Consider the following 26,676-nt stretch of genomic DNA (forward strand, 5'->3'; position numbering starts at 1 on the left):
AAGTATATCAGTTCTATGGTGTGGTATTCTTAAAGCACGTCGGCGAGGGGGAGCGCGAGCGCGACGATCCACGCGAGCACGCCGGCGGCGAGGATCGAGCGGTCTCCCTCCGCCCGCCCGACGGCGATCAGCCCGAGGGCGGCCAGTACCGCCATGCGATGGACGATCAGGCCGGGAGGTACCGCCACCCCGAGCGCGGCGAAGTCGAGGACGAACCCCGAACCGAGCCCCAACACGACCCCGAGGAACACGGCGGTCGGGTCCGACCGTCGGCTCCCGTGGACGACGAGCGCCGGCAGCCCGACGGCGATCACGAGGTACAGCGGTGCGGCGATGGCCTTCGGCGCGAGTTCGGGATACGCGGTCTCCAGGGCGACGCCCAGGTGTCGGACCGAGACGAAGGCCCCCGCGAGTGCCACGCCGAGAACCGCCGCCTCCGCGTGTCGTTCCGCCTCCCGTCGCAGCCGACTCGCCGTCTCCACGGCCGCCTCGCGCGTCCGTCTCCGGAGGAGCGCCCCGACCGCCGGGAGGAGAACGGCGAGTTCGATCACGGAGAGCCAGCCGTCGCTCCGGCCGCCGTCGATCCCGCGGTACTCCCGGCTGACCTCCGCGGCGATCGGATCGTCGATGAACTCGTCCTCGAGCCGGGTCGCCGGCTCGTCGATCTCGGGGACGGTGTGACGGAGACGGAACCAGTCGTAGTACTCCTCGTGGATCTGTACCGCGGTATACGCGCCGTCGGGCGACTCGTACGCCCGGATGTGGTCACGGGTACCCAGATACGTGCCGTCGTGGACCTCGAAGGTGACCGCCTTCCAGGTGCCGCCGTCGGGTCCCCTGAAATACGAGTACCGGTTCGATCCGCTGGCGTTCTCCCAATTGCCTTCGACGATGTCCCGGACGGGATCCGATCGATCCTCGTTTTCGATCGGGTCCGTCCGCCCCGTCGCGTTGTCGTCCCCGACCAGCGGTGCGCGTCCGTCCTCGTCGGTCGCCTCCTGCTCGTCGGTCTCCCGCCAGTCGGCCTCCGGGTCAGTGGTGAGTGCGCGCTCGACCGTCTCGGCGTCGTTCCGGAACACGACGTTGATCGCGAGGGTCTGTCCGTAGACGGACCGGCTTCGGCTCGTGTACGGCCACAGCTCGTAGTCCCCCTCTATCTCGATCAGGGACTCCGCGGGGACGTCGCCGGCCTCCGGCCCTTGAACGGTCCCGCCGAGGATCCCCGAGAGGACCAGCCCTGCTCCGACGACGAGCAGGAGGGCCACGGCGACCGTCTTCCGTTGCATGACCGATTCGCACGCGTCCGCGCTATAAAACCTCCCGGGGGCGGGATCCGGGAGAACGTCCCGGACGATCCCTCACGGCGAGTCACCACGTCTCGACGTAGCCGTCCCGGACGTCCTCCGCACAGCCCTCACAGTCGGCGTGATCCGGCTCGAAACAGTCGGGGCGGCCCTCGGCGTCGACGGTCACCGATCGTCGCTCGGCGTGTCGCCGACAGACGACCCTCGCGCGCCCACCCTCGTCGGTCGGCAGGTCGTACAGTTCCGCACCGGCGTTCTCCTCGTCGGGAGCCGTTCTGCCCTCCGCGTACGCCCGCTTGGCCTCCTCGAACTGCCGGCCGGCCTTTCGGAGTTGCTGGCGGATCACTCGTTCGAGGCGGTCGTCCATGTCCCCGCTTTCGACCGCCCGGAGTATAGGTCCGTTGGCGACGTGGGCGTCGGGACCCTCCCGTGCGCCCGACCGCTTCGTGAACACGTCCCGTGTGAGGGTTCCACTTGAAACGCCGCCCGCGCATGGCTGACGCGCGTCTGACGGTCCGGTTCCCGACGGAGGAACCATCGATCGATCACAGAGCGAGATCAGCCGGTAGCGCACGACTATCGACCGATATCGGCGGTTCCATGGTGAGCGAGCGGACACTTTCACCGCGGTCACGTTCGTTTTAATATCATGAGGAACCAACCGTCGTACGCCTCCCATTGAAAACGACCGGAGGCGAGACACCCATGAGCGAACTGCGACAGGAAGCGGAAGCGATAGCGGAACAGTTCTCGGACCACCTCGAGGTGGGCCCCGACGAGATCGAAGAGCGGCTGGAGAACCTGGTCAACGAGTATCGCGTGCCGCTCGAGGAGGCGCGCCGGAGCGTCACCAACAGCTACCTCGACGACGCCGGAATGGAGCGCGACGAGCTCGGCCGCGGCGGCACCGAGCAGGTCCGTGTGAACGACATCGACGAGGACGAGCGGTGGGTCGACCTCCGCGTGAAGCTCGTCGACCTCTGGGAGCCCCGAAGCGACTCCATCTCGCAGGTCGGGCTCGTCGGAGACGAGTCCGGGACGATCAAGTTCGTCGCCTTCGAGACGTCCGACCTCCCCGAGCTGGAGGAAGGGAAGGCCTACGAGCTCTCGAACGTCGTCACCGACGAGTACGAGGGCAGCTACTCGGTGAAGCTCAACCGGACGACGGGGATCACCGAGATCGACGAGGAGATCGAGGTCGGCGACAACGCCGAGACCGTCGAGGGAGCGCTCGTCGACATCCAGTCCGGCTCCGGGCTGATCAAGCGCTGTCCCGAGGAGGACTGTACCCGCGTCCTCCAGAACGGACGGTGTTCCGAGCACGGCCAGGTCGAGGGCGAGTTCGACCTCCGCATCAAGGGCGTCCTCGACGACGGCGAGACCGTCACCGAGGTCATCTTCGACCGCGAGGCCACCGAGGAGCTCACCGGGATGGGCCTCGAGGAGGCGAAGGACATGGCGATGGACGCGCTCGACACGACGGTCGTCGCCGAGGAGATGGCCGAGGACGTCCTCGGCCGCTACTACCGCGTCACCGGCCCGACGTTCGGCCGGTACGTCCTGGTCGACGAGATGGAGGAACCCGGCGCGGTCGACGTGGAAAGCGCGCTGATCGAAGCGAGGTCGATCTGAAATGAGCCAGTCAACCCCCACCCGAGAGGTCGCCCGGCGCGTCTTCGCGAGCGAGTTCAACGACGCCGGCTACACGTTCAAGGAGTCCGATGACGAGCGCGCGCCCGTCTACCTGCTGTTGCCGACGGGCGAGTCCGCCAACCGCGTCTTCTTCGTCGGCACCCTCACCGAGAAGGAGGACGTCGGCGAGGACAGCGAGTACTGGCGGGGCCGCATCGTCGACCCGACGGGGACGTTCTTCGTCTACGCCGGCCAGTACCAGCCAGAGGCCGCCTCGAAGCTCCGAGACCTGGAACCGCCCGCCTACGTCGCGGTCGTGGGCAAGCCCCGGACGTACGAGACCGACGACGGGACCGTCCGGGTCTCGGTCCGCCCCGAGTCGATCACGGAGGTCGACGCGAGCGTCCGCGACCGCTGGGTCGCGGAGACCGCTCAGCGGACGATAGAGCGCGTCGCCGCGTTCGACGACGAGGGGAACGAGTACGCGCGGATGGCCCGCGAGGAGTACGACCTCGATCCCGAGACGTACAAGGCCGCGGCGCTGTCGGCGCTCGAGGACCTCGACGAGACCGACGAGCTCGCCGGCGACGGCGTGGCGACGGAGGGCGGCGTGAGCGACGGAGCGACCGGCGACGCGACAGGGTCCGACGACGCGGCGCTCGACGACGACGCGGAGGTCCCCGACGCGGCCGGCCTCTGACGCTCGGTTTCCGTCCGAGCATCGCCCGAGTCCGACTCGAGCGCCCGCTCCGATTCCGCCGATCGACGTTTCGATCCCCGGAAACGACGCGTGAGCGCGCCTGCGACCGTCTGACAAACGCTTAAGTGGTCCGCGTAACGATCGGGTGGTGATGGGCAACAAGAACAAGACGATCTCGTTCCGCGTCAACGAGGACGCCTTCGAGACCCTCCGCGACATCGCCGAGGAGCGGGACATCTCGCTTTCGGCCGTCTTCCGGGACTACGTGGATACGCTCGTTGCCCACGACGGACAGGTCCGCGTCATCCCCGAGGCGGAACTCGAGAGCATGGGCGACAGCGGCGAGTCGTTCCCCCCGAAGATCGAGGTCCCAAAGAGCTTCGTCCGCGAACACGAACGCCTGGAGCTCGAGGCCGACCACCTGCGCGAGCAGCTCGAGGAGCACAAACGCTACGTCAACTACCTCCGCGAGCAGCTCGAGGACGAGGACGAGGACGTGATCCAGCTCGAGGACCTCGACGGCGAGCCCGACGAGCCCTCCTTCCGTCTCGGCTAGGTCGCGGACCGCCTCCGGGGTCTCCCCGCGAGCCGCCCGGACCTATCCCCTCCCGAACCGTCCCCGTCGATCCCCTGATTTCGGGACGGGTCGTCCCGCCGACCACGGATCACCGCGTTATCGCGCTCACGGGAACGATCGTTTCTCTCTCGCGGCCGTTCCGTGGACGAATCCCCACAGTCTCCGACGATTTCTGCCGATCTATAACGATCGACGAAAAGGATATTACTCGGGGCTCGGACTGTACTCGCATGAAGGGGTGGATCCGACCGTGACCGAGGGCGTGTTCGACAGGGCGTACGACGATCCGGTCCGCGTCCTCGACGAGGACGGCACGGTCGTCGGCGACGTGCCCGATCTCGGGGAGGAGGAACTCGTCGGGATCTATCGGGACATGCGGCTCGCTCGGCACTTCGACGGCCGGGCGGTGAGCCTCCAGAGACAGGGGCGGATGGGGACGTACCCGCCGCTGTCCGGTCAGGAGGGGGCACAGGTCGGGTCGGCGGCCGCGCTCGCCGGGAACGACTGGATCGTTCCCTCCTACCGCGAGCACGGCGCCGCGTTCGTCCGGGGGCTTCCCCCCGAGAAGACGCTCCTCTACTGGATGGGCCACGGGGACGGTGCCCGTCCCCCGGACGACGTCAACGTCTTCCCGATCGCGGTGCCGATCGCCTCGCAGGTGCCGCACGCGGTCGGCGGCGCGTGGGCGTCGAAGCTGCGGGGAGACGACGACGTCTTCGTCTGTTACTTCGGCGACGGCGCGACGAGCGAGGGCGACTTCCACGAGGGGTGTAACTTCGCGGGCGTCTTCGACACCCCCACGGTGTTCTTCTGTAACAACAACCAGTGGGCGATCTCCGTCCCGCGCGAGCGGCAGACGAGGAGCGCCACGTTGGCAGGGAAGGCCGAGGCGTACGGCTTCGACGGCGTCCAGGTCGACGGCATGGACCCGCTCGCGACGTATAAGGTCACGAAGGCGGCCGTCGAGAAGGCGCGGGACCCGTCGGAGAGCCGGCTCCGACCGACGCTGATCGAGGCGGTCCAGTACCGCTTCGGCGCACACACCACCGCCGACGACCCGACCGTCTACCGCGACGACGACGAGGTGGAGCGGTGGCGGCGCAAGGACCCGATCCCGCGGCTCGAGCGGTATCTCCGGTCGGAGGGGGTCCTCGACGACGAGCGGGTCGACCGGATCGAAGCCGAGGTCGAGACGCGCGTCGCCGACGCCATCGAGGCGGCGGAGTCGGTTCCCAGACCGGATCCGCGGGCGCTGTTCGAGCACGCCTACGCCGAGCTCCCGCCGGAGCTCGAGGCGCAGTACGCGGAGGCCGAGACGCTCCGCGAGAAAGCCGGCGACGCGGCGTTTCTGGGTGAATAAATGAGCGACACGCAAAACCTCACGCTGGTACAGGCGGTCCGGGACGGGCTTCACACCGAGCTCCGCGAGGACGAGGACGTCGTCGTGATGGGACAGGACGTCGGCAGGAACGGCGGCGTCTTCCGGGCGACCGAGGGGCTCTACGACGAGTTCGGCGGCGACCGCGTCGTCGACACGCCGCTCGCGGAGTCCGCCATCGTCGGCTGCGCGGTCGGGATGGCCGCGATGGGGATGCGTCCGGTTCCGGAGATCCAGTTCTCCGGGTTCATGTACCCCGGCTACGACCAGATCGTCTCGCACATGGCCCGGTTCCGGGCGCGCTCGCGGGGACGGTTCTCGCTGCCGATGACCCTCCGTGCACCCTACGGCGGGGGGATCCGCGCGCCCGAACACCACTCCGAGTCCAAGGAGGCGTTCTACGCCCACGAGGCGGGGTTGAAGGTAGTGATCCCGTCGACGCCGCGGGACACGAAGGGGTTGCTCGCGGCGTCGATCCGCGATCCGGACCCGGTGATCTTCCTCGAACCGAAGCTGATCTACCGGGCGTTCCGCGAGGAGGTGCCCGAGGAACCCTATACCGTCCCGATCGGCGAGGCGGCGACCAGACGCGAGGGCGACGACGTCGCCGTGTTCACCTACGGCGCGATGACTCGACCCACCCTCGAGGCGGCCGAGACGCTCGCCGAGGAGGGGATCGAGTGCGAGGTGCTCGACCTCCGGACGATCTCGCCGCTCGACCGGGAGGCGATCGTCGACGCCTTCGAGCACACCGGCCGCGCGGCGGTCGTCCACGAGGCCCCGAGGACGGGCGGGCTCGCCGGCGAGATCACGGCGATCCTCCAGGAGGAGGCGCTCCTCTACCAGGAGGCTCCGATCGAGCGTATCACGGGATTCGACGTGCCGTACCCGCTGTACGCGCTCGAGGACTACTACCTCCCGAGCGCGACGCGCATCGAGGAGGGGATCAGGGCGGCCGCGGAGTACGAGCCATGACGATCGAGGAGTTCCGCCTCCCGGACGTCGGCGAGGGGGTCGCGGAGGGCGAACTGGTCGCGTGGCTCGTCGAGCCCGGCGACCGCGTCGAGGAGGACCAGCCCGTCGCCGAGGTGGAGACCGACAAGGCGCTCGTCGAGGTGCCCTCCAGCTACGACGGCGTCGTCGAGGAGCTGTTCGTCGAGGAGGGCGAGATCGTCCCCGTCGGCGACACCATCATCTCCTTCCGCGTCGACGCGGGGGACGGGGAGCCCGTCGACTCGGGGACGGTCGACGAAGGGGACGCCGGGGGTAATGCCGGAGAGGCCGACTCCGGGACGGCCGACCCCGACGAGGTCGATTCCGAAGGGTCCGACTCCGGGGCGACTGACTCGACGGCGAAACGCGCGTTCGCCCCGCCGTCGGTCCGCCGGCTCGCGCGCGAACTCGGCGTCGACCTCGGGGCCGTCGCCGGCAGCGGTCCTGGCGGTCGGGTGTCCGAGCGCGACGTGCGCGAGCACGCGGAGACGAGCGGATCCGGAAGCGACGCGGTCGACGCCGACGACGGGAACTCGTCCGGTCCGAGACCGGTCGACGTCGGGTCCGACGAGCGAAGATCGGCCGTGAAAAAGCGCGACTCGACCGCGGGGTCCGACGGCCGGCCGTCGGCGTCCGGTCCCGAACCCGCCGACCGCGATCGGACGCTCGCGACGCCGGCGACGCGGAAGCTCGCCCGTGAACTCGGCGTCGACGTCGACGAGGTTCCCACCGACGAGACGCGCGAGGGCGAGGCGTTCGTCGACGATGACCACGTACGGGCCTACGTGGAAGCGGGCGACGATATCAGGGCAGGTCCCGATTCCGAGCCGGATACCGACGTCGGCGTCGAGACCGATCCGACGCCCGCCGATCCGGCGACCGACGCGCCGACGTCGACCGCGGACACGGTATCGACCGACGCCGACGTCACGGACGGCTCGGAGGCGAGGAACGTCGACGACGCCGCGGGGGATGCCGACGAAACGGCCGCGGAGACGATCCCGTACCGCGGCGTCCGCCGGACGATCGGAGAGCGCATGGAGCGGTCGAAGTTCACGGCCCCACACGTCACCCACCACGACACCGCCGAGGTCGACGACCTCGTCGCCGCCCGCGAGCGGCTGAAGCCGAAGGCGGCCGAGGCGGGGGTGACCCTCACCTACCTGCCGTTCGTGATGAAGGCCGTCCTCGCGGGGCTGCGGGAGTATCCGATCCTCAACAGCGAGCTCCGCGAGGAGGAGGAGGAGATCGTCCTGAAAGGGGAGTACCACTTCGGCGTCGCGGTCGCGACCGACGCGGGACTGATGGTTCCCGTGATCGAGGACGTCGACGAGAAGGGGCTCTTCGAGCTGGCCGCCGAGGTGAGCGATCTCGCGGCACGGGCGCGTGACCGTTCGCTCACGCCGGCGGAGCTGCGCGGCGGCACGTTCACGCTCACCAACTTCGGCGCGATCGGCGGCGAGTACGCGACGCCGATCATCAACTATCCCGAGACCGCCGTCCTGGGACTGGGGGCCATCGAGAAACGCCCCGTCGTGCGGGAACGATCCGGCGAGGACAGGTTCCTCGGCGACGACGCGAGCCACGAGGTCGTCCCGGCGTCGACGCTACCGCTGTCGCTGTCCATCGACCACCGGGTCGTCGACGGGGCGGTCGCCGCCCGGTTCGCGAACGTCGTGATGGACCATCTTGAAGACCCGCTGTTACTGTTGAACGAGTGATGGTGGTCGGAGACATCTCGACTGGAACGGAGGTACTGGTGATCGGCGCGGGGCCGGGGGGCTACGTCGCCGCGATCCGCGCCGCACAGAAGGGGCTGGACACGACGCTGGTCGAGAAGGACGCCTACGGCGGGGCGTGTCTCAACCGCGGCTGCATTCCCTCGAAGGCGCTCATCGCGGCGAGCGGGCTCGCCCACGAGGCGGGCAACGCCGAGTCCATGGGGATCCACGCCGACCCCGCCGTCGATCTCTCGCGCATGATGGAATGGAAACGGGGCGTCGTCGACCGGCTCACGGGCGGCGTCGAGAAGCTGTGTAAGGCCAACGGCGTGAACCTGATAGAAGGGACCGCGCGCTTCGTCGACGACCACACGGTCCGCGTCGCCCACGGCGGCGACGGGCAGGGCTCCGAGTCGATCGAGTTCGAACACGCGATCGTCGCCACCGGGTCCCGCCCGATCGAGATCCCCGGGTTCGAGTTCGCCGAGGACCACGTCTGGAGCTCCGAGGCCGCGCTCGCGGCCGAGAGCGTTCCGGACCGCCTCGTCGTCGTCGGCGGCGGCTACATCGGGATGGAGCTGGCCACCGTCTACGCGAAACTCGGCGCCGAGGTCACGGTCGTCGAGATGCTCGACGATATTCTCGACCCCTACGAGGACGACGTGAAACGCGTCGTCCGTGACCGCGCGGAGGATCTCGGGATCGAGTTCCGCTTCGGCGAGGGCGCGTCCGGCTGGTCGGAGGCCGGCGACGGCGGCCACCTCGTTCACACGGAGACGGAGGACGGAACGGAGTCGGGCTATCCGGCCGACAGGGTCCTCGTCGCGGTCGGCCGCGAGCCCGTCACCGGCGGGCTCGACCTCGAGAACGCGGGCGTCGAGACGACCGAACGCGGGTTCATCGAGACCGACGACCGAACCCGGAGCACGGTCGAGCACGTCCACGCCGTCGGCGACGTCTCCGGCGAGCCGATGCTCGCACACGCGGCCTCGAAGGAGGGGGTCGTCGCCGCCGAGACGATCGCCGGCGAGCCGGCCGCCCTCGACCAGCAGGCGATCCCCGCCGCCGTCTTCACCGATCCCGAGATCGGGACGGTCGGGATGACGGAGGCCGACGCCGAGGACGCCGGCTTCGACGTCGCGGTCGGCGAGATGCCGTTCCGGGCCTCCGGGCGCGCCATGACCACCGGCCACACGGACGGCTTCGTTCGGATCGTCGCCGACGCGGACGAGGGGTTCGTGCTGGGCGCACAGATCGTCGGCCCGGAAGCCTCGGAGCTGATCGCGGAGGTCGGGCTCGCGATCGAACTCGGCGCGACCCTAGAGGACGTCGCCGCGACGGTCCACACCCACCCCACGCTCTCGGAGGCCGTGATGGAGGCCGCCGAGAACGCCCGTGGACAGGCGATCCACACGCTGAACCGGTAGATCGTTTCCTGCGAGGTCGTTTCCCGCGGTTAGACGTTCCCCCGACTCCGTGAGCCCCGCGTGACGAACGCGCCGCCGATGTGAAATCGAATTGATATCGCGATATGAGATTTATTATTCGTCGAATCCCGGAATGCACTGGATCCGGTACACCCCGGCACGTCCGTCGATCACGCCGCCGTTCGGCGGGAGTCGGCTCCCGTGGATCGACCGGCTTTTTCCCCGGCGGACCCTCGATTCGGGTATGGCCGACGAGTTCGACCCCGAGAAGTTCGAGGACAAGTACGTCCACTACTTCCCCGAACTCCAGCGGGCGTACAAGAACGCGTTCAACCAGATGAACGAGCGCTACGACTCCGAGCTGATCCACGGGATCGACCAGATGGTCCTCAACGAATCGGAGCCGACCTACGAGGACGGGGAGTTCTCCGTCGAACTACCCGAGAACCCTCGCGAGCGGCTTCAGGGGGTTCTCGTCGACGACGAGAAGTTCGAGGCGACCCTCGAGGAGTACGTCGACCGGATCGAGACGGAGCTGTACCGAACGCTCGGCGTCGACGCGCCCGAATGACCGGAGATCCGCCCGAACCAAAGGCATAAGCCGACCGACCGCCAACTCGAGGACATGAGCACGGATACGAGCGACGCGGACAACGACCTTCGCGAGCGGGTCACGAACTTCCTGCGGCGCAACTTCCCGCAGATCCAGATGCACGGCGGCAGCGCCGCGATCAGCCACCTCGACCGCGAGACCGGCGAGGTCCAGATCCAACTCGGCGGCGCATGTTCCGGCTGCGGCATCTCGCCGATGACGATCCAGGCGATCAAGTCCCGAATGGTCAAGGAGATCCCCGAGATCGAGACGGTCCACGCCGACACCGGAATGGGCGCGGGTGCCGACGGCGACCTCGGCGGGACCGGCGGCAGCGGCATGTCCCCCTCCTTCCCCGGTGAGACGACCGACGGCGACGACGACGAAGGGCCGCAGGCCCCCTTCTGACGCCGTCGTCCCTCGGTATCACTTCCTCTCGCGTTTTCCCGCCCGATAGCCGATAGCGACCGCGTTTTCCGGGATCGATCGTTCGACGATGAAGCCGTCCGCCACGCACTGATAAATGTCATATCGCGATATGAAAAACCGATCCCGGTCGGTTCGACGACTGAAGGGTTTTTGCCCCCCGGGCCGTCATCGCTTCCTATGCAGTACCGCGAAGTCGAGCCGACGGCGGAGTACGTCGCGCGGTTCGAGACGGGGGCCGACTGGCGCGAGGAGATCGAGGACCTCGCCCGCGAGGAGGACGTCGACGCCGGGTGGTTCTCGGCGCTCGGTGCCGTCCAGGACGCGGAGGTCTGGTTCTACGACCAGGAGGAGACGGAGTATCGATCGGTGACGTTCGACGAACCGCTGGAGGTCGCCGCCTGCGTCGGCAACGTCTCGCTCCTCGAGGACGACGTCTTCGCGCACACGCACTCGGTGGTGTCACGACCGAGCGGACAGGCGCTCGCGGGCCACCTCGACTCGGCGACCGTCTGGGCCGGCGAGTGTCACCTTCGGGCGTTCGCGGAGCCGCTCGAACGCACACACGACCCGGTCACCGACCTCGACCTATGGCTCTGACCCGGCGGCAGCGATGAGACCGGCCGACGAGCGCTACTTCGCGCGGCTCGAGGATCGGCTCGACGAGGCGTTCGAGGTCGCGGAGACCGCGAAGGCACAGGGGAAGGACCCCGAGCCGGAGATCGAGATCCCGGTCGCCCGCGACATGGCCGACCGGGTCGAGAACATCCTCGGGATCGACGGCGTCGCGGAGCGCGTCCGTGAGTTGGAAGGCGAGATGTCCCGCGAGGAGGCAGCCCTCGAACTCGTCACCGACTTCGTCGAGGGAACCGTCGGCGACTACGACTCCCGCGCCGGCAAGATCGAGGGGGCGGTCCGGACCGCCGTGGCGCTCCTCACCGAGGGCGTCGTCGCCGCGCCGATCGAGGGGATCGACCGCGTCGAACTGCTGGAGAACGACGACGGCACCGAGTTCATCAACGTCTACTACGCGGGGCCGATCCGGTCGGCCGGCGGGACCGCACAGGCGCTGTCGGTACTGGTCGCCGACTACGCACGAGCACTCTTGGGGATCGACGAGTACCACGCACGAACCGAGGAGGTCGAGCGGTACGCCGAGGAGATCGCTCTGTACGACCGCGAGACAGGGCTCCAGTACACGCCGAAGGACGAGGAGTCGAGGTTCATCGCCGAGAACATCCCCATCATGCTCGACGGGGAGGCGACCGGCGACGAGGAGGTATCTGGGTTCCGCGACCTCGAACGGGTCGACACCAACTCCGCACGCGGCGGGATGTGTCTCGTCGCCGCGGAGGGTATCGCCCTGAAGGCCCCGAAGATCCAGCGGTACACCCGCGACCTCGACGAGGTCGACTGGCCGTGGCTCCAGGACCTCATCGACGGGACGATCGGGAAGGAGGAGGACGGCGACGAGGAAGCCGCTGCCGACGACGACGGTGACGGAAGCGACGCGGACGGCGAGCCGGGTGACGGCGACGGGGAGAGGGCGATCGACGGCGAGGCGGACGAAGAGGGAGCGGCCGGCCCCGCCGGGCCGCTCCGGCCGAAACCGTCGCAGAAGTTCCTGCGGGACCTGATCGCCGGACGCCCGGTGTTCACGCATCCCTCGGAGGACGGCGGGTTCCGGCTCCGCTACGGTCGCGCACGGAACCACGGGTTCGCGACCGCGGGCGTCCATCCGGCGACGATGCACCTCGTGGACGACTTCCTCGCGACCGGGACGCAGATCAAGACCGAGCGTCCGGGGAAGGCCGCGGGCGTCGTCCCCGTCGACTCCATCGAGGGGCCGACGGTGAGGCTCGCGAACGGCGAGGTCCGGCGGATCGACGACCCCGAGGAGGCGCTCGCGGTCCGCAACGGCGTGGAGGAGATCCTCGACCTGGGCGAGTACCTCGTCAACTACGGGGAGTTCGTCGAGAACAACCACCCCCTCGCGCCGGCCTCGTACGTCTACGAGTGGTGGGTCCAGGAGTTCGAGGCCGCCGGCGCGGACGTGCAGGCGCTCGACGACGACCCCAACGTCGACCTCGAACACCCGAGCGTCGACGAGGCGATCGAGTGGGCGAAAGCGTACGGCTGTCCGCTCCACCCCGAGTACACCTACCTCTGGCACGACGTGAGCGTCGAGGCGTTCGAGGCGCTCGCGGACGCGGTCGCCGACGGCGAGATCGTCGAGGGCGTTCTGGCGATCGAGCACACCGACTCGGTCGCGCGCACGCTCGAGACGCTGCTCGTCGAGCACGCCGCCACGCCCGACGCGCTCCGGATCCCGACGTGGCGACCGCTGGCGCGTTCGCTGGGGATCGACGACGGGCTGCGGAAGGAGTGGGAGGAGCTGCCCGCGTCCGCCCGCGAGTGGGACGGCGGCGACAACGCGGTGCGAGCCGTGGACGCGGTCGCGCCGTTCGAGGTCCGCGAGCGCGCGCCGGTCCGGATCGGCAACCGGATGGGTCGCCCGGAGAAGTCGGAGAGTCGCGACCTCTCGCCGGCGGTCCACACGCTCTTCCCCATCAACGAGGCCGGCGGCCCGCAACGCGACGTGGCGAAGGCCGCGGGAACGATGGACGACCGCGGGCGGCGCGGCCATCACGAACTCGAGGTCGCAGACCGGGCCTGTCCCGACTGCGGCACCCACACCTATCGATCGGCGTGTCCCGACTGCGGCACCCACACCGAGCCCCACTACGAGTGCGGCGACTGCGGAACTGTCTGTGAGCCCGACGAGGCGGGCCGCGTCGAGTGTCCGCGCTGTGAGTGGGAGGTGACCGCGGCTACCTACCAGGAGGTCGACCTCAACGACGCCTACCGCTCGGCGATGGAAGTCGTCGGCGAGCGCGAGTCGGCCTTCGAGATCCTCAAGGGCGTCCAGGGTCTCACCTCGACGAACAAGACGCCCGAGGCCATCGAGAAGGGGATCCTCCGCGCGAAGAACGGCGTCACCTCGTTCAAGGACGGCACGGTCCGGTACGACATGACCGACCTCCCGGTCACGTCGGTCCGCCCGGAGGAACTCGACGTCACCGCGGACCACTTCCGGGAGCTGGGGTACGAGACCGACGTCGACGGCGACCCGCTCCGCCACGACGACCAGCTGGTCGAGTTGAAGGTACAGGACGTGGTGCTCTCGGACGGGGCTGCCGAACACATGCTTCGGACGGCCGACTTCGTCGACGACCTCCTCGAGCAGTTCTACGACCTGCCTCGCTTCTACGAGGTGAACGAGCGCGACGACCTCGTCGGCGAGCTCGTCTTCGGGATGGCCCCGCACACGAGCGCGGCGACCGTCGGGAGGGTGATAGGGTTCACGTCGGCCGCGGTGGGTTATGCTCACCCGTACTTTCACGCCGCGAAGCGGCGGAACTGCTTCCACCCGGAGACGAAGATCTGGTACGAGGATGAGACAGGGAGCCTGCGATACGACGAAATTGACGACTTCGTCGAAACGTATCTCGATCGGTCCGATGTCGAATTTGACGACTTCGGGACCGCCGTCGGTGAGATGGAAGCCGTTGACGGGGAGCTGCGAGTTCCGTCGTTGACCGCGGACGGCGAGCGCGTGTCTCGGCCAGTCGAGGCCGTCAGCAAACACCCGGCATCAGATCACGTGATCGATATCCGAACAGCATCGGGACGATCGATAACCGTCACGCCAGACCACAGCGTTCACGTGTACGACGTGGAGTCGGACCGGATCGTCGGAAAGGAGGCAAGAGATATCGAAACGTCCGACAGCCTGGTCGTCCCTGAGTCGGTCGACTCCGAGCCAGCCCACGGTGACGTAAGCGATCGAACGCACCGACACTTCGACCTGCTCGACGAGTTCATCGACAGCGAGGCTGTTCCGACCGATCGCCTCATGATCAAGGGACTGGACAAGGACCAGATGTACGAACTCTTCAAGGACGCGTTCGCCGAGGACTGGGATGGGCGCTTCTATCCGCTTCAGAGTACGACCGAGGTGTTCGACACGAACAAGAAGACGCTGAGTAACTACCTGTACCGGGGGAGTTTCCCCGTGTCGTACCTCAAGCGGTGTTTCTCCTCGACCGACGAACTCCTCGAGTTCGTCCCGGACGACGTGACGCTCGGGATGAAACGAGACCGCACCGAGATCGATCGGTTCGTAGAACTTAATGATCGGGTGGCGACACTTCTCGGCTACTATGCGGCGGAAGGGTTCGCCCGCAAACAGGAGACGCCGAAGGGGACGATCCACCAGACGACGATCTGCGGTACCGAGACGGAGGCGAGAGAGTTCTTCCTCGACGTCCTTCGCGAGGAGTTCGGCGTGGACCCGTACGAAGAGAATCACGCGAAAGTGACCGTCTCCGGACGGCTGTTGCGCGCGTTCTTCGACTCGGTACTCGACGCAGGCGTGTACGCACACACGAAACGTGTGCCGGCTCCGGTCTTCGACGCGTCGGAGACGATCGTCGGTGCGTATCTGAGCGGCTACTTCAGCGGTGACGGCGGTGTGGACGAGGGGTCACTCCGGATCACGGCGACGACGGTGAGCGAGGAACTCCGGGAGGATCTGCTCGGACTACTCAGACGGCTCGGTATCCACGCGACGGTCGATCGACCGAAACGGGTCCGGCTCCACGACAAGTTCCCCGAGTTCTACGACGAGAGCGACATGCGGCTGAACGCACAGACGTACGTTCTCGCCGTCTCCTCGCGGGATGCCGTCCGATTCGCCGAGACGGCGGGCTTTCACCTCTCTCGCAAGGCAGATCGGCTCGCGGAGAACGTCGCGTCGATCTCGCCGAACGCGCCGCGGATGGCGGACGGTGGCTCCGGTGAGTACCTCGTCGACGACGTCGACACGATCGAGGTCGTCGAGAGCGACACCGAGTACGTCTACTGTCTCACCGTCGAGGACACTCACTCGCTCGTCGCGAACGACCTGTCGGTCGATCAGTGTGACGGTGACGAGGATTGCGTCATGCTCCTCATGGACGGGCTGCTCAACTTCTCAAAAACCTTCTTACCCGATCAGAGAGGTGGAAAGATGGACGCGCCGCTCGTGATGTCCTCGCGGATCGACCCGTCGGAGATCGACGACGAGGCGCACAACATGGACATCGTGCGGCGGTATCCGCTGGAGTTCTACGAGGCGACCCGCGAGATGGCCGATCCCGAGGCGGTCGAAGAGCGGATCCAGCTCGGCGAGGACACGCTCGGCACCGACGACGAGTACCGCGGGTTCGACCACACCCACGACACGACGGACATCGCGATGGGGCCGGACCTCTCGGCGTACAAGACGCTCGGCGACATGATGGAGAAGATGGACGCCCAGTTGGAGCTCGCCCGGAAGCTCCGCGCGGTCGACGAGACGGACGTCGCGGAGCGCGTCATCGAGTACCACTTCCTGCCCGACATCATCGGGAACCTCCGGGCCTTCTCGCGCCAGGAGACGCGGTGTCTCGACTGCGGCGAGAAGTACCGGCGGATGCCCCTCTCCGGCGACTGTCGGGAGTGCGGCGGTCGGGTGAACCTCACCGTCCACGAGGGCTCCGTGAGCAAGTACGTCGACACCGCCATCGAGGTCGCGGAGCGGTTCGGCTGCCGTCCCTACACCAAACAGCGGCTGTACGTGCTCGAGGACGCGCTGGAGTCGATATTCGAGGACGACACCAACAAACAGTCGGGCATCGCGGACTTCATGTGAGGTCGCCGCGGCGACTTCGTGGGCGTTCGTCGATCTCCGGAACCCGCCACTACTCGCCGTCGTCCGGGTCGGTCGGCACGCCGCCGAGGTTCCCCTCCTCGTCGAACAGCTTCGCGCGGAGGAACCGGGCACGGTAGCGGTTCGCGCCCTCCTTCGTGTCCGCCTCGCGGATCTCGTCGATCCGGCCGTCGGCGACCGCGTCGACGACCGCCTCGAGCTGTTCCTTCTCGCTCGGCGTCAGCTCGAACTCGTACGTTCGAGGTTGCTCGCTCTCCAGACGGGTCCACTTGCGCGCGGCGCTGACGACGACGGAACAGGGCTCCCGGCAGGGGAAGACGCCGTCGCCGCCGTCGACGTCGAGGTCGGTCTCCTCGTCGTACTCCCACTCCCGGCGTTTCAGACACTGCGAGTCGTCACAGCACGCCTCCGCCACCCAGTTCACGTGCTCGTGGCCCTCGCCGCGGTCCCACGTCTCGATCACGCCGTATATCCCCGACTGTCGCTCCATCGTCTCGCGCCAGTGGTTCACGTCGAGGTCCCCCTCGCGCTCGCGGTGCCAGTTCGCGACCGTCGCCGGGTAGACCGTCTCGACGAGCTCGTAGGCGTCCCGCGGCCCCAACTCGGGAAACGCCCAACCGCGCCGCAGGGACGGCGCGGTCTTCAGCGGCCGGTACCGCCCCTTTCCGTCGAGTTTGACGATCTCGCGCGCGTCGAGCGGGTCGTCGTGCGTCTCGAGGTCGTCGACCGGGACGCCCGCGTCGTCGACGTGGCGCACCTCGTACCGGCGCTCGCCGCGGTCGGTGACGGTCGCGGTGATCCGCAACTGGCCCCAGGCGCGCTCGATGCCCTCGGAGAGCGCGGCGTACCGGGTCGCCACCGTCGCGCCGTCGGCGTCCTCGATCCACCGGAGGAACGCCCGCCGGGGGCCGAACTCCCCGACGACGCGCTCGAAGGCGTACCAGTCGGTGACCCGGGGGGCACGCTCCGCGAGCGCCGCGTGGAGGTCACGCTCGCTCAGGCCCGTCCGGAGGTCGTCGCCGGCGGGTTCGAGGACGTAGGCGCCCTCGGCGTCGGGGTCACGCCCGACCGCGAACCCCTCGAACCGGATCCGCTCGTCGGGAGCGAGGTCGCCGATCGCGTCGAGAACCGCGTCGAACGCGTCGCTCGGGAGGTCGGTCTCGGGGACTGCGGGCTCGTCGGTCGTGGTCGTCCCCCCGTCAGGCGTCGCGGTGGCGGGGTCGGGAGTCGGGTCCGCCACGGTCAGTCCCCCGCGGCGACACGGGTCGTTTCACGCACGGTCGCGAGCGCGTCGCCGAGGTCCGCGCCGGCGTCCGCCGCGCGCTCCAGGATCACGTCGGCCATGAGCGGCTCGGTGCCGACCGCGCCCGCGTACCAGATCCGGGTGCCCGCGACCGTCTCCGGCACGTCGTACCCCTCGGTGTGGTCCTCACAGAGCCCGACGTCCTCGGGGATGTCCTCCTGGGTGTGGTAGCCGTCGGCGATGAAGAGCGGGACGAGGACGACGTCGTCGCTCTCGAAGTGCTCGGGGAGGTCGTCGACCTCCGGGTCCTCGTCCATGTAGAGCGCCTTCACCTCCTCGAAGCGACCGCGCTCGCGGATCCGGTCGGCGTGGTACTCGATCGCCTTCGCGCTGTTCTCGTTGCGCTCGGTACCGTGGCCGACGACCGCCAGTCCGAATCCCTCGCCCACGTCGGGGTCGCCGGTGACCGACTCCGCGCGCCGGACGATCACGTCCGTCATCGCATGGTGGGTTCCCACCGGGCCGCAGTAGTGGACCTCCCGGTCGACGTCCCGGGCGACGAGCGTCGCCTGGTCCGCGGAGAGGCCGTCGGAGTCCCACTCCGAGACGTCCCAGCCGTCGAGCCGGAGCTCGCGGGGGATCACCTGTTCGGTGAAGTAGCCCTCCGAGATGAAGAGCGGGACGACGTATATCTCGTCGCCCTCGACGGTGCGGAGCACCTCGCGGAAGTGCGGTTCCTCCTTCCAGAAGCCGGTCTTCACCTCGTCGAACGCGCCGGACGCGCGGATCGTGTCGGCGTGTGCGTACGTCGGCGCGCTCGATTCCGGATTGAGGTGGGAGCCGTGCGCGACGATGACGAGCGACTGCATACCCGATCTGGGGGCGCGCCGTTCTTAGGGACTTCGGAGGCTGCGGCCGCGCGGGAACGCGTCGAGGCGTCGACGAGGCCAGGCGAGCGATCGAATCCCGCGAAGCCGCGAATGCAACCGCAACCGTCAACGCAACTCCGACCGCCGAGCATCACGACCGCCGAATCAACCGAAACCGCCATGCCGGCCGCACACACAGGAGCGGGCATGTCGCTGGCAGCCGACACCCGCGAGGCGGTCCGGGAGCGGCCCTTCCTCCTCGACGCGCTCCGTGCCGGGGTCCTGAACTACAGCGCGGCCGCCGCGTGGCTCGCCGTCGAGGGCGACCTCGACGGCGACGCGGACGCGATCGCGACCGCGCTCCGCCGGTTCCGCGGGGACCTCCCCGCCTACGCGACCGACGACCGGGCCGCGAGCGTCACGATGCGGAGCGGCGTGGGGGTGGTGAGCGATGACGAGTCGACGACGGGCAGCGATCCCGACGACGACCCGCTCCTTCGGGTCGCCGGCGCGGCGGTCGTTCCGAGTGGTTCACACACGGCGCTGCTCGCGACCGGCGAGGTCGACGCCGCGGCGCTTTCGGCCGCGCTCTCCCGACTCGACGCGGCGGACGTCGCGGTCGCGGCCGCGGGCGTCGCCGGCGACTCGCTCGCCGTCGTCGTGGACCGGCGCGACGGCGCGACGGCGCTTCGGGTCGTCGAGGGCGCGCTGGAGGCGGTTCCGAGCGCCGACGGCGAATGAGCCGTGGCTGTCGAGAACACCTCCAAAGCCCCGGTCTCGAGAGCTCGATTCGCTCGCGACTGCCCCTTCCAGTCCCGTCCCGAATCCCACGGCCTCGAACCGCCCCGCACCTCACGCCTCCCCAGCCTCGGTCTCGGCGACCCGCCGGGACCGCTGGCAGGTCGCCTCGCCCTCCACCGGAAATCGGAGATTTCCGAGCAGCCGCTCACTCCGTTCGCGGCGACCTCGTGCGGGCTCCTCGCGGCCTGCCGGCCGCTCGGAGGCACGCGCCACCACGAGGGAACCCGATTCCGCAACCGGGTCCTTTTCGTTCCGTGGCGTAGATTCGCTCGTCATGTCCCGAGTCACGGTCGACGACGTCGAGGCCGCGGCGGCGCGGTTCGCCGACGCCGACATCGTCCAACGAACCCCGGTCCAGCGGAGCCGGTCGCTCTCCGAGCGGTGCGGCGCGGAGGTGCGGCTGAAGATGGAACACCTCCAGCGTACCGGCTCGTTCAAGCCCCGCGGCGCGTACAACGCGATCTCGCGGCTCGTCGAGTCGGAGCCGTCGGTCGACCGGGTCGTCGCCGCGAGCGCGGGAAACCACGCCCAGGGGGTCGCCCTCGCGGCGACCGCGGCGGGCCTCGACTCCACGATCGTGATGCCGGAGTCGGCCCCGGGCGCGAAGATCGAGGCCACCCGGTCGTACGGCGCGGACGTGGTCCTCGAGGGAGCCGTCTTCGCCGAGGCGATGGACCACGCGCGGACGCTCGTGGACGACCCGGCGACACGGTTCGTCCACGCCTTCGACGATCCCGACGTCGTCGCCGGGCAGGGCACGATCGGGCTGGAGGTGCTCGAACAGGCCCCCGACGTCGACACCGTGCTCGTCCCCGTCGGTGGCGGCGGGCTCGCGGGCGGGGTCGCGACCGCGGTGAAGGCCCGCGCGCCCGACGTACGGGTGATCGGCGTCCAGACCGAGGGCGCCTCGACGCTCTCGGAGAGCCTCGCGGCCGGCGAGTTGGTCACGCGCGAGGAGCCGGACACGATCGCGGACGGGATCGCCACCGGCGGGATGAGCGACCTCACCTTCGGCCTCCTCGAGGAACACCTCGACGGCGTGGTCGTGGTCAGCGACGACGACGTGGCCGCCGCGATCCTCCTCCTCTTGGAGCGCGCCAAACAGATGGTCGAGGGCGCGGGCGCGACCGCCGCGGCCGCCCTCCTCGACGACCGGATCGTCGACGAGCTCGAGCTGGCCGGCGAGACGGTCGTGCCGCTGCTCTGTGGCGGGAACATCGACATCACGTCGCTTCAGGAGGTGTTGACCCACGCGCTGGTCGAGCGCCATCAGCTCGTCGAGCTCACCGTCCGCATCGACGACACGCCGGGCAAGATGGGCGAGATCGCGACGCTGATCGGCGGGGAACGCGCGAACATCCGCACCGTCCGCCACGAGCGGAGTCGCCCGGACCTCCCGGTCGGCGACGCCGACCTCGTCTTCGAGGTGGAGACGAACGGCCCCGCCCACATGGAGCGCGTCGTCGAGGCGGTCCGCGAGGCGGGGTACGCGGTGGCCTCGCGGACCGACGTCGGGTCCGATCGGTGAGCCCGTGAGTCCGTATCCGGACCCGCCTACTCGGGCGCGAGCCACCGGAGCACGTCGGAACCGCGATCGAGCAGCGTCCCGAGATGGTCGGCGTCGACGGTCGTCAGCGTTCCCCCGCGGTCGTCCACGAACTCCCGGACGGGTCCCGCCGGGGCGTTGTCGTCGCGGGTGCCGTGCCACGCACGAATCGGGAGGTCGGGACGGCCCGGATCGACCGGCTCGGTCGCGAACGACCGGCTCTCGCGTTCGACCGCGGTCGCGCCGCCGATGGCGCCGCGCGCTCCGCCACCGTCCGCCCCGCCGAGCGCCTCGTGGAAGTCCGCGGCCACCGCCCGCGTGACCGCCGGCGACACCGACCGGTCGGTGTACTGGCTCACGACCGCGTCCGGCCCCGAAACCGACGCGAACGCGCGGAAGAGGGGGAAGAGGAGACGGAGCGCGTAGGGGACCCGCGCGAGCCGGGCGAGCCCGTCGGCGGCGGGCGGGACGACGGCGCTCAGGAGCGCCAGCCGGGTCGCCCGGTCGCTCTCGGCGGCCGCCATCGCGAACGGGCCGCCGCCCGAGAACCCGCACAGCCCGGCCCGGTCGATCGACTCCGCGCGGAGCAGGGTCGTCAGGTCCTCGCGCCAATCGCGCCGGCTCCAGCCGTCCGGCGGCGGCGACGAGCGCCCGTATCCCGGCCGGTCCGGGGTGATGAGCCGGACGCCCTCCTCGGCGGCATCGTCGGCGAACAGCGCCGCGAACAGCCGGGATCCGGGGGTTCCGTGGTGGAGGACGACCGGGAAGCCGTCGGGCGGACCGCAGTCGGTGTACGCGAGGGTTCGCCCGTCGGCGAGGTCGACCGCGTCGGCGCGGAGGGCCACGCCCCCGTCGACGCCGGGGCGGGGGGTCGTGTGCTGGTCCATCGGTGTCCTCGGGTTTCGATCCCGGAGGCATAACGCGTCGGATGGGTCAGGCTCCGATTGTAGCCTTCGGGACGACGATCCGACGATTTCAAAGCCTCCCCGCGGGTATCGGCGCGTAATGAGTCTCGTCGTTACCGACACCCTGTCGGACGAGCGCGTCGAGTTCACGGCCGACGGCGACGTCACGCTGTACGTCTGTGGGCTGACGGTGTCGGACGACCCCCACCTCGGACACGCCCGGCTGTGGTTCCACGCCGACGTGCTCCACCGGTGGCTGGTGCACCTCGGGTACGACGTACGCCACGTCGAGAACGTCACCGACGTCAACGAGAAGATCACGGCCCGCGTCGGCGAACGCGACGGATGGGACGAGGAGCGCGACGTGGCCGAGACGTTCACGGCGAGCACCTTCGAGTCGATGCGCGGGCTGAACCTGCTCCGCGCGGAGGTGTATCCCCGCGTCACCGAGCACGTCCCGGAGATCGTCGACCTCGTCGAGACGCTGGTCGAGAAGGGCTACGCCTACGAGTCGAACGGCTCCGTCTACTTCGACGTCACGACCTTCGACGACTACGGCGCGCTCTCGAACCAGGACCCCTCGGAGCTGGAGGCGCAGGGCGAGCCGGACGAGCGGAGCGAGAAGCGCAACCCCGCGGACTTCGCGCTCTGGAAGGCGGACGGCGTGAGCGAGGCGGCCGCCCGCGAGCACGCCAAACACGACCACGGCGACGCGGTTCCCGAGGGCGAGACGTGGAAGTCGCCGTGGGGCGAGGGGCGGCCCGGCTGGCACGTGGAGTGTTCGGCGATGTCGACGACGCATCTCGGCGACACGCTCGACGTTCACATGGGCGGGCGAGACCTCGTCTTCCCGCATCACGAGAACGAGATCGCACAGTCGACGGCCGCGACCGGCGAGGAGTTCGCCCGTCACTGGCTCCACGTCGGCCTGCTGGCGATGGAGGGCGAGAAGATGTCCTCCTCGATCGGCAACTTCTGGACCGTCCCCGACGCCCTCGACGAGCTCGGCGTCAACGTCGTCCGGACGTTCTACGCCGGGGCGGCCTACCGCTCCGAGCAGGCGCTCACCGAGGAGACGATCGCGGAGGCCGAGGAACGCTGGGACCGGCTCGCGCGCGCTCACGAACGCGCGGTCGACGCGCTCGACTCGGTCGACGCCCGCACGAAGACGGTCGACGAGGACCTGCGCCAGGCGGTCGCGTCGACCCGTGAGGAGTTCGAGACGGCGATGAACGACGACCTCAACCTTCGGGAGGCGACCGCGGCCCTCCTGGAGCTCACCGAGGCCGTGAACCGCCACGTCGACGCGGAGCCGCCGTACGACTACCGCGGACTCCGGGAGGCCGTCGAGGCGTTCGAGGAACTCGGCGGCGACGTGTTGGGCCTCCAGTTCGAGTCGACGACCGACGGCGACGTCGATCTCGCCGGCGACGTGGTGGAACTCGTCCTGGACGTCCGCGAGGCCGAACGCGAGGCCGGCAACTACGAGCGCGCGGACGAACTGCGGGACGCGCTCGGCGAGGTCGGCGTCGATATCGAGGATGGGCCGGACGGGACGAGTTACCGGTTCGAGTAGGCGGGGGACGAAACGGGAGGCCGTCGGGACGCGCTACTCCAGCACGTGCTGGGTGTCGTACGACCCGAGCACCCGCACCCAGCCGTTGTCGGCGATGGCCTCGACGTCCTCGACCGCCTTCGCCATGTGGTCCTCGTAGAGGCCGGCCTCGACGTCGAAGTGGAAGAGGTAGTCGCCGAGGCGCTCGCCGCTCGGGCGCGACTCGATCCGCGAGAGGTTGAGGTTGCGGTCGGCGAACGCCTCCAGGAGTTCCAGGAGGAGTCCGGGGTAGTTGGCGTTCGGATAGACGATGAGGGTCGTCTTCCCGCCGGCGTCCGTGCGGGCGCTCGTGGGACCGACGACGAGGAACCGGGTCGCGTTCGAGGTCCGGTCCTGGATGTCCGCGGCGAGTATCTCGAGGTCGTCGCCGGCGTTGTCCGGGTGGCCGATCCCGGCGATACGGGCGTCCTCCCGGGCGCGCTCGACCCCGCGGGCGGTCGAGGCGACCGCCTCCAATCCGGCCGACGGATGGTTCGCCTCGAGCCAGTTGCGACACTGCGCGAGCGCCTGCGAGTGGCTGGCGACCAGTTCGAACTCCGACGACTGCGCGAGCAGCGCGTGCCGGATCGGGGTGACGACCTCGCGAGTGACCGCGACCTCGTGGTCAGCGAGCGCGTCGAGGCTCTCGGAGACCGAGCCCTCGATGCTGTTCTCGATGGGGACGACCCCGCGTTCGAACTCGCCGCTCGCGACGGCGTCGACGATGGCGGTGACCGACTCGCGGAACGACACCTCGGCGGCGACGGCCCGCGCCGCACGGTGTGAGTACGTGCCGGCGGGACCGAGCGTGACGGCGTTCATCGCGTCGGAGTAGACGCCCGGGCGCGAAAAGCGTGGTGGGACGACGATCGGCGTGGGGCGGCAACGACCCCTCGATCGGTCCCTACAGCAGGCCGGGGTCCTCGTCGCGCCGCTGGAGCCACACGAACTCGCCGGAGTCGAACGCGAACGCCACCGCCCCGTCGACGAGCCAGCCGTCGACGGCCTTTCCCCCGGAGAGCTCCAGCTCCCGCGTCCAGACCCGGCCGTCGGCGTCGACCGCGATCGCCTCGCCGCCCCGTCCGACGTAGTACGCCCGGCCCCCGTCGACGACGAGGGACCGGTATCGGTCCCGGCCGGGAGCGCCCCCGGCGCGCCACAGCGGATCGCCGGACTGCCGGTCGAGAACCCGAGTCTCGCCCCGAGCCGTGACGGCGACGCGGTCCTCGATCACTCGCGGCGGAACACCTCCACTCCCGACCTCGGTCCGCCACGCCTCCCCGCCATCGGGGCGGTCGAGCGCGACGACCGCGTCGCCGTCGCGGCACAGGACCAGGTCGCCGTCGACCGTCAGAGTCGGCTCGTTCCCGACCTCGTACCGCCACCGACGGGACCCGTCGGGCGCGAGCGCGACGACCGCGTCACCGGCGACGGCGACGACGCCGTCGGGACCGTCCGAACCGCCGCCCCACAGGCCGTCGACGGGGGGCGACGAGTCGACGGACGCCGACGGCTCGACCGTCCACGCCACGCCCCCCTCGCGAACCGCGACCACCTCGGCGTCGACCGCGACGTACGCGCCGTGAGCGTCGGCCGCGATCGGGCGCTCCTCGTCCGAGTCGTCGGTTCCCGGCTCGCCGTCGTCCGGCTCGTTCCCGCTCGATCCGTCGCCGTCGACCGGCTCCGCGGTCAGATCGGCGAGCGACGCCCGCCAGTCGGGCGTGTCGGGCCGCCGGGACGGACCGCCGTCCATGCCGTCCGTGTCCTCCATTCTGCCCGTGTCGTCCGGGTCGTCGGTGCCGTCCGCGCCCCCCATCCCCGCCGACTCGTCGGGCGGGGTGACCGCGACGACGCCGCCGAGTTCGCGGAGGTACACCCGTTCCGCCGCCGGGTCGACCGCCATTCCGACGCTTCGGTCCCCGTGTCGGAACGACCATCGCACCGCCGCGTCGCGGTCGATCACGTCGACGGCGGTCCGCTCGCCCTCGAACGGCGAGTCCCCCGACTCGGCGAACACGATCCGGTCCCCGGCCGTCGCGTGGGCGCTCCACCCGGCCATGAAGACGCTCGTCCCGCCCGCGAAGGCGGTCCGTCGAACGTCGCCGCCGCCGTAGGCGTACCCGCAGCCGGCGAGCGCCGCGGTCGACCCCGTCGCGAGCGCGGCGAGCAGCCGTCGGCGGTTCATTCGAGCGCCCCGGCCATCCCGCGGAGCCGGTCGATCCGGTCGGCCGTCGGCGGGTGCGTGGCCGGGAAGACGTCGGTCGACACCAGCTCCGCGTCGGTGAACGCCCGCCCCTCGAGCGGCGCGACGTACAGCGCCTCCGCGCCGCCGTCGAGCGACCGGAGGTCGCGATCGGGAACCGACTCCATCCCCTCGTCGAGCGTCCGGAGCGCGCTCGCGAGCGCGGTCGGGTCGCCCGTGATCGCCGCCGCGCCACGGTCGGCGGCGTACTCGCGGTACCGCGAGAGCACGCGGTGGACGAGCACGCTCGCCGCCCAGAACGTCGCCGAGACCGCCAGCGTGACGAGCGCGGTGACGATCAACACGAGCAGCGCCTTCGCCGCGCCGTCGCCGCGGTTCCGCGAGCTTCCGCCGTGGCCCAACGCGCGGACCATCCCGTAGAGCACGTACGCGGTCGCGATCGCGAGGTAGTAGGTGACCGTCGGCAACAGCCACGCCACGGTCATCACGGTGGCATCGTCGTTGGCGACGTGTGAGACCTCGTGGGCGAGGGTCGCCTCGAGCTCCCGACCGTCGAGCGTCTCGAGCAGGCCGGTGGTGACGACGACCGCCGCGCCGCGGGGCCCCTGCACCGCCATCGCGTTCGGCGCGTCGTTGTGCGCGACCGCGACGGCCGGCGGGTCGACGTCCGCGGCCTGTGCCAGCCGGGTGACGCGCGCGTGGAGCTCCGGGTACTCGTCGGCGTCGACGCGGCGGGCCCCGACGCTGCCGAGCACGACGTCGGGACCCTTCCACGCCTGGAGCGCCAGCCCGCCGGCGACGACGACGACCGCGAACAGCGGGTCGACGTACACCCGGCCGTGGTAGGGGCCGCTTCCCTGCGACTCCAGGAGCGGGATCAGGACCGCGTTCGTCACGAACACGAACGTGTAGATGAACGCGAACGGGAGGACGACGACCAGCGCGGTCGCGACCAGCACGCGACGCCGGAGGCTGGGGTCCTCGGGGAGGGTGGAGGGCATCGTTCGCGCGTT

At 69.7% G+C, this 26,676-nt stretch carries 23 protein-coding genes; 14 read left to right on the forward strand and 9 right to left on the reverse strand.

From position 1 onward, the window contains the following. Positions 1-29 precede the first annotated feature (29 nt). Together EAO78_RS08490 and EAO78_RS08495 are read right to left on the reverse strand one after the other, a co-directional pair. A complete protein-coding gene (locus EAO78_RS08490; protein WP_122105418.1) occupies positions 30-1,286 on the reverse strand; it encodes a TgpA N-terminal domain-containing protein in 1,257 nt (418 codons plus the stop codon). An 82-nt stretch (positions 1,287-1,368) separates the two neighbouring features. Then, complete coding sequence (locus EAO78_RS08495; protein WP_122105419.1) at positions 1,369-1,671, reverse strand: DUF7091 family protein; 303 nt, start codon at positions 1,669-1,671, stop codon at positions 1,369-1,371. Positions 1,672-2,009: 338 nt separating this feature from the next. Here EAO78_RS08495 and EAO78_RS08500 point away from each other — a divergent pair, with 338 nt between their 5' ends. The 11 genes from EAO78_RS08500 to polC all read left to right on the forward strand — a co-directional run bounded on the left by EAO78_RS08500 (position 2,010) and on the right by polC (position 16,484). Continuing rightward, the gene (locus tag EAO78_RS08500) at positions 2,010-2,936 is read left to right on the forward strand and encodes a replication factor A (RefSeq protein ID WP_122105420.1); all 927 of its coding nucleotides are present in this window, start codon (positions 2,010-2,012) and stop codon (positions 2,934-2,936) included. Position 2,937: 1 nt separating this feature from the next. Continuing rightward, positions 2,938-3,636, forward strand: a complete 699-nt coding sequence (locus EAO78_RS08505; protein ID WP_122105421.1) for an RPA family protein — start codon at positions 2,938-2,940, stop codon at positions 3,634-3,636. Positions 3,637-3,787: 151 nt separating this feature from the next. Then, complete coding sequence (locus EAO78_RS08510; RefSeq protein WP_066412396.1) at positions 3,788-4,192, forward strand: CopG family transcriptional regulator; 405 nt, start codon at positions 3,788-3,790, stop codon at positions 4,190-4,192. Positions 4,193-4,463: 271 nt separating this feature from the next. Further along, complete coding sequence (pdhA, locus tag EAO78_RS08515; RefSeq protein ID WP_238987651.1) at positions 4,464-5,573, forward strand: pyruvate dehydrogenase (acetyl-transferring) E1 component subunit alpha; 1,110 nt, start codon at positions 4,464-4,466, stop codon at positions 5,571-5,573. Then, the gene (locus tag EAO78_RS08520) at positions 5,574-6,566 is read left to right on the forward strand and encodes an alpha-ketoacid dehydrogenase subunit beta (RefSeq protein WP_122105422.1); all 993 of its coding nucleotides are present in this window, start codon (positions 5,574-5,576) and stop codon (positions 6,564-6,566) included. Then, complete coding sequence (locus EAO78_RS08525; RefSeq protein ID WP_122105423.1) at positions 6,563-8,305, forward strand: 2-oxo acid dehydrogenase subunit E2; 1,743 nt, start codon at positions 6,563-6,565, stop codon at positions 8,303-8,305. Before EAO78_RS08520 ends, EAO78_RS08525 begins: the two co-directional genes overlap by 4 nt. Then, positions 8,305-9,732, forward strand: a complete 1,428-nt coding sequence (lpdA, locus tag EAO78_RS08530) for a dihydrolipoyl dehydrogenase (RefSeq protein ID WP_122105424.1) — start codon at positions 8,305-8,307, stop codon at positions 9,730-9,732. Before EAO78_RS08525 ends, lpdA begins: the two co-directional genes overlap by 1 nt. Before the next feature lie 244 nt (positions 9,733-9,976). Then, a complete protein-coding gene (locus EAO78_RS08535) occupies positions 9,977-10,303 on the forward strand; it encodes a DUF5783 family protein (protein ID WP_122105561.1) in 327 nt (108 codons plus the stop codon). A 54-nt stretch (positions 10,304-10,357) separates the two neighbouring features. After that, on the forward strand, positions 10,358-10,732 hold the full coding sequence (locus EAO78_RS08540; protein ID WP_122105425.1) for a NifU family protein: 375 nt from the start codon (positions 10,358-10,360) through the stop codon (positions 10,730-10,732). A gap of 198 nt (positions 10,733-10,930) precedes the next feature. Further along, entirely contained in the window at positions 10,931-11,350 is a 420-nt protein-coding gene (locus EAO78_RS08545; protein ID WP_122105426.1) for a PPC domain-containing DNA-binding protein, read from the forward strand. Between the two features lie 13 nt (positions 11,351-11,363). Continuing rightward, a complete protein-coding gene (gene polC, locus EAO78_RS08550; protein WP_122105427.1) occupies positions 11,364-16,484 on the forward strand; it encodes a DNA polymerase II large subunit in 5,121 nt (1,706 codons plus the stop codon). Between the two features lie 49 nt (positions 16,485-16,533). Here polC and EAO78_RS08555 read toward each other — a convergent pair whose 3' ends face one another. Together EAO78_RS08555 and EAO78_RS08560 are read right to left on the reverse strand one after the other, a co-directional pair. After that, on the reverse strand, positions 16,534-17,742 hold the full coding sequence (locus EAO78_RS08555) for a DR2241 family protein (protein WP_122105428.1): 1,209 nt from the start codon (positions 17,740-17,742) through the stop codon (positions 16,534-16,536). 2 nt (positions 17,743-17,744) lie between these two features. Further along, a complete protein-coding gene (locus tag EAO78_RS08560) occupies positions 17,745-18,614 on the reverse strand; it encodes a CbiX/SirB N-terminal domain-containing protein (RefSeq protein ID WP_122105429.1) in 870 nt (289 codons plus the stop codon). 207 nt (positions 18,615-18,821) lie between these two features. On the opposite strand from EAO78_RS08560, the gene EAO78_RS08565 reads away from it, so the two are divergent. Beyond that, positions 18,822-19,355 (forward strand): DUF7523 family protein, encoded by a 534-nt coding sequence (locus EAO78_RS08565; RefSeq protein WP_122105430.1) that lies wholly within the window; start codon positions 18,822-18,824, stop codon positions 19,353-19,355. A 111-nt stretch (positions 19,356-19,466) separates the two neighbouring features. Here the strand turns inward: EAO78_RS08565 and EAO78_RS17685 are convergent, their stop codons facing one another. Beyond that, on the reverse strand, positions 19,467-19,691 hold the full coding sequence (locus EAO78_RS17685; protein ID WP_136516494.1) for a hypothetical protein: 225 nt from the start codon (positions 19,689-19,691) through the stop codon (positions 19,467-19,469). On the opposite strand from EAO78_RS17685, the gene ilvA reads away from it, so the two are divergent. Next, complete coding sequence (ilvA, locus tag EAO78_RS08570; protein WP_122105431.1) at positions 19,690-20,943, forward strand: threonine ammonia-lyase; 1,254 nt, start codon at positions 19,690-19,692, stop codon at positions 20,941-20,943. The genes EAO78_RS17685 and ilvA overlap by 2 nt on opposite strands. A 26-nt stretch (positions 20,944-20,969) precedes the next feature. Here ilvA and EAO78_RS08575 read toward each other — a convergent pair whose 3' ends face one another. Further along, positions 20,970-21,848, reverse strand: a complete 879-nt coding sequence (locus EAO78_RS08575; RefSeq protein ID WP_122105432.1) for an alpha/beta fold hydrolase — start codon at positions 21,846-21,848, stop codon at positions 20,970-20,972. A gap of 118 nt (positions 21,849-21,966) precedes the next feature. Here EAO78_RS08575 and cysS point away from each other — a divergent pair, with 118 nt between their 5' ends. Next, positions 21,967-23,442, forward strand: a complete 1,476-nt coding sequence (gene cysS, locus EAO78_RS08580) for a cysteine--tRNA ligase (RefSeq protein ID WP_122105433.1) — start codon at positions 21,967-21,969, stop codon at positions 23,440-23,442. A gap of 33 nt (positions 23,443-23,475) precedes the next feature. Here cysS and pheA read toward each other — a convergent pair whose 3' ends face one another. From pheA to EAO78_RS08595, 3 genes are all read right to left on the reverse strand, one after another. Continuing rightward, on the reverse strand, positions 23,476-24,282 hold the full coding sequence (gene pheA, locus EAO78_RS08585; protein WP_122105434.1) for a prephenate dehydratase: 807 nt from the start codon (positions 24,280-24,282) through the stop codon (positions 23,476-23,478). A gap of 82 nt (positions 24,283-24,364) precedes the next feature. After that, on the reverse strand, positions 24,365-25,645 hold the full coding sequence (locus EAO78_RS08590; protein ID WP_122105435.1) for an outer membrane protein assembly factor BamB family protein: 1,281 nt from the start codon (positions 25,643-25,645) through the stop codon (positions 24,365-24,367). Further along, positions 25,642-26,664 (reverse strand): M48 family metalloprotease, encoded by a 1,023-nt coding sequence (locus tag EAO78_RS08595; protein WP_122105436.1) that lies wholly within the window; start codon positions 26,662-26,664, stop codon positions 25,642-25,644. Before EAO78_RS08595 ends, EAO78_RS08590 begins: the two co-directional genes overlap by 4 nt. Positions 26,665-26,676: the final 12 nt, after the last annotated feature.

Source organism: Halobellus captivus (assembly GCF_003697845.1).
Taxonomy (GTDB): domain Archaea; phylum Halobacteriota; class Halobacteria; order Halobacteriales; family Haloferacaceae; genus Halorubrum; species Halorubrum glutamatedens.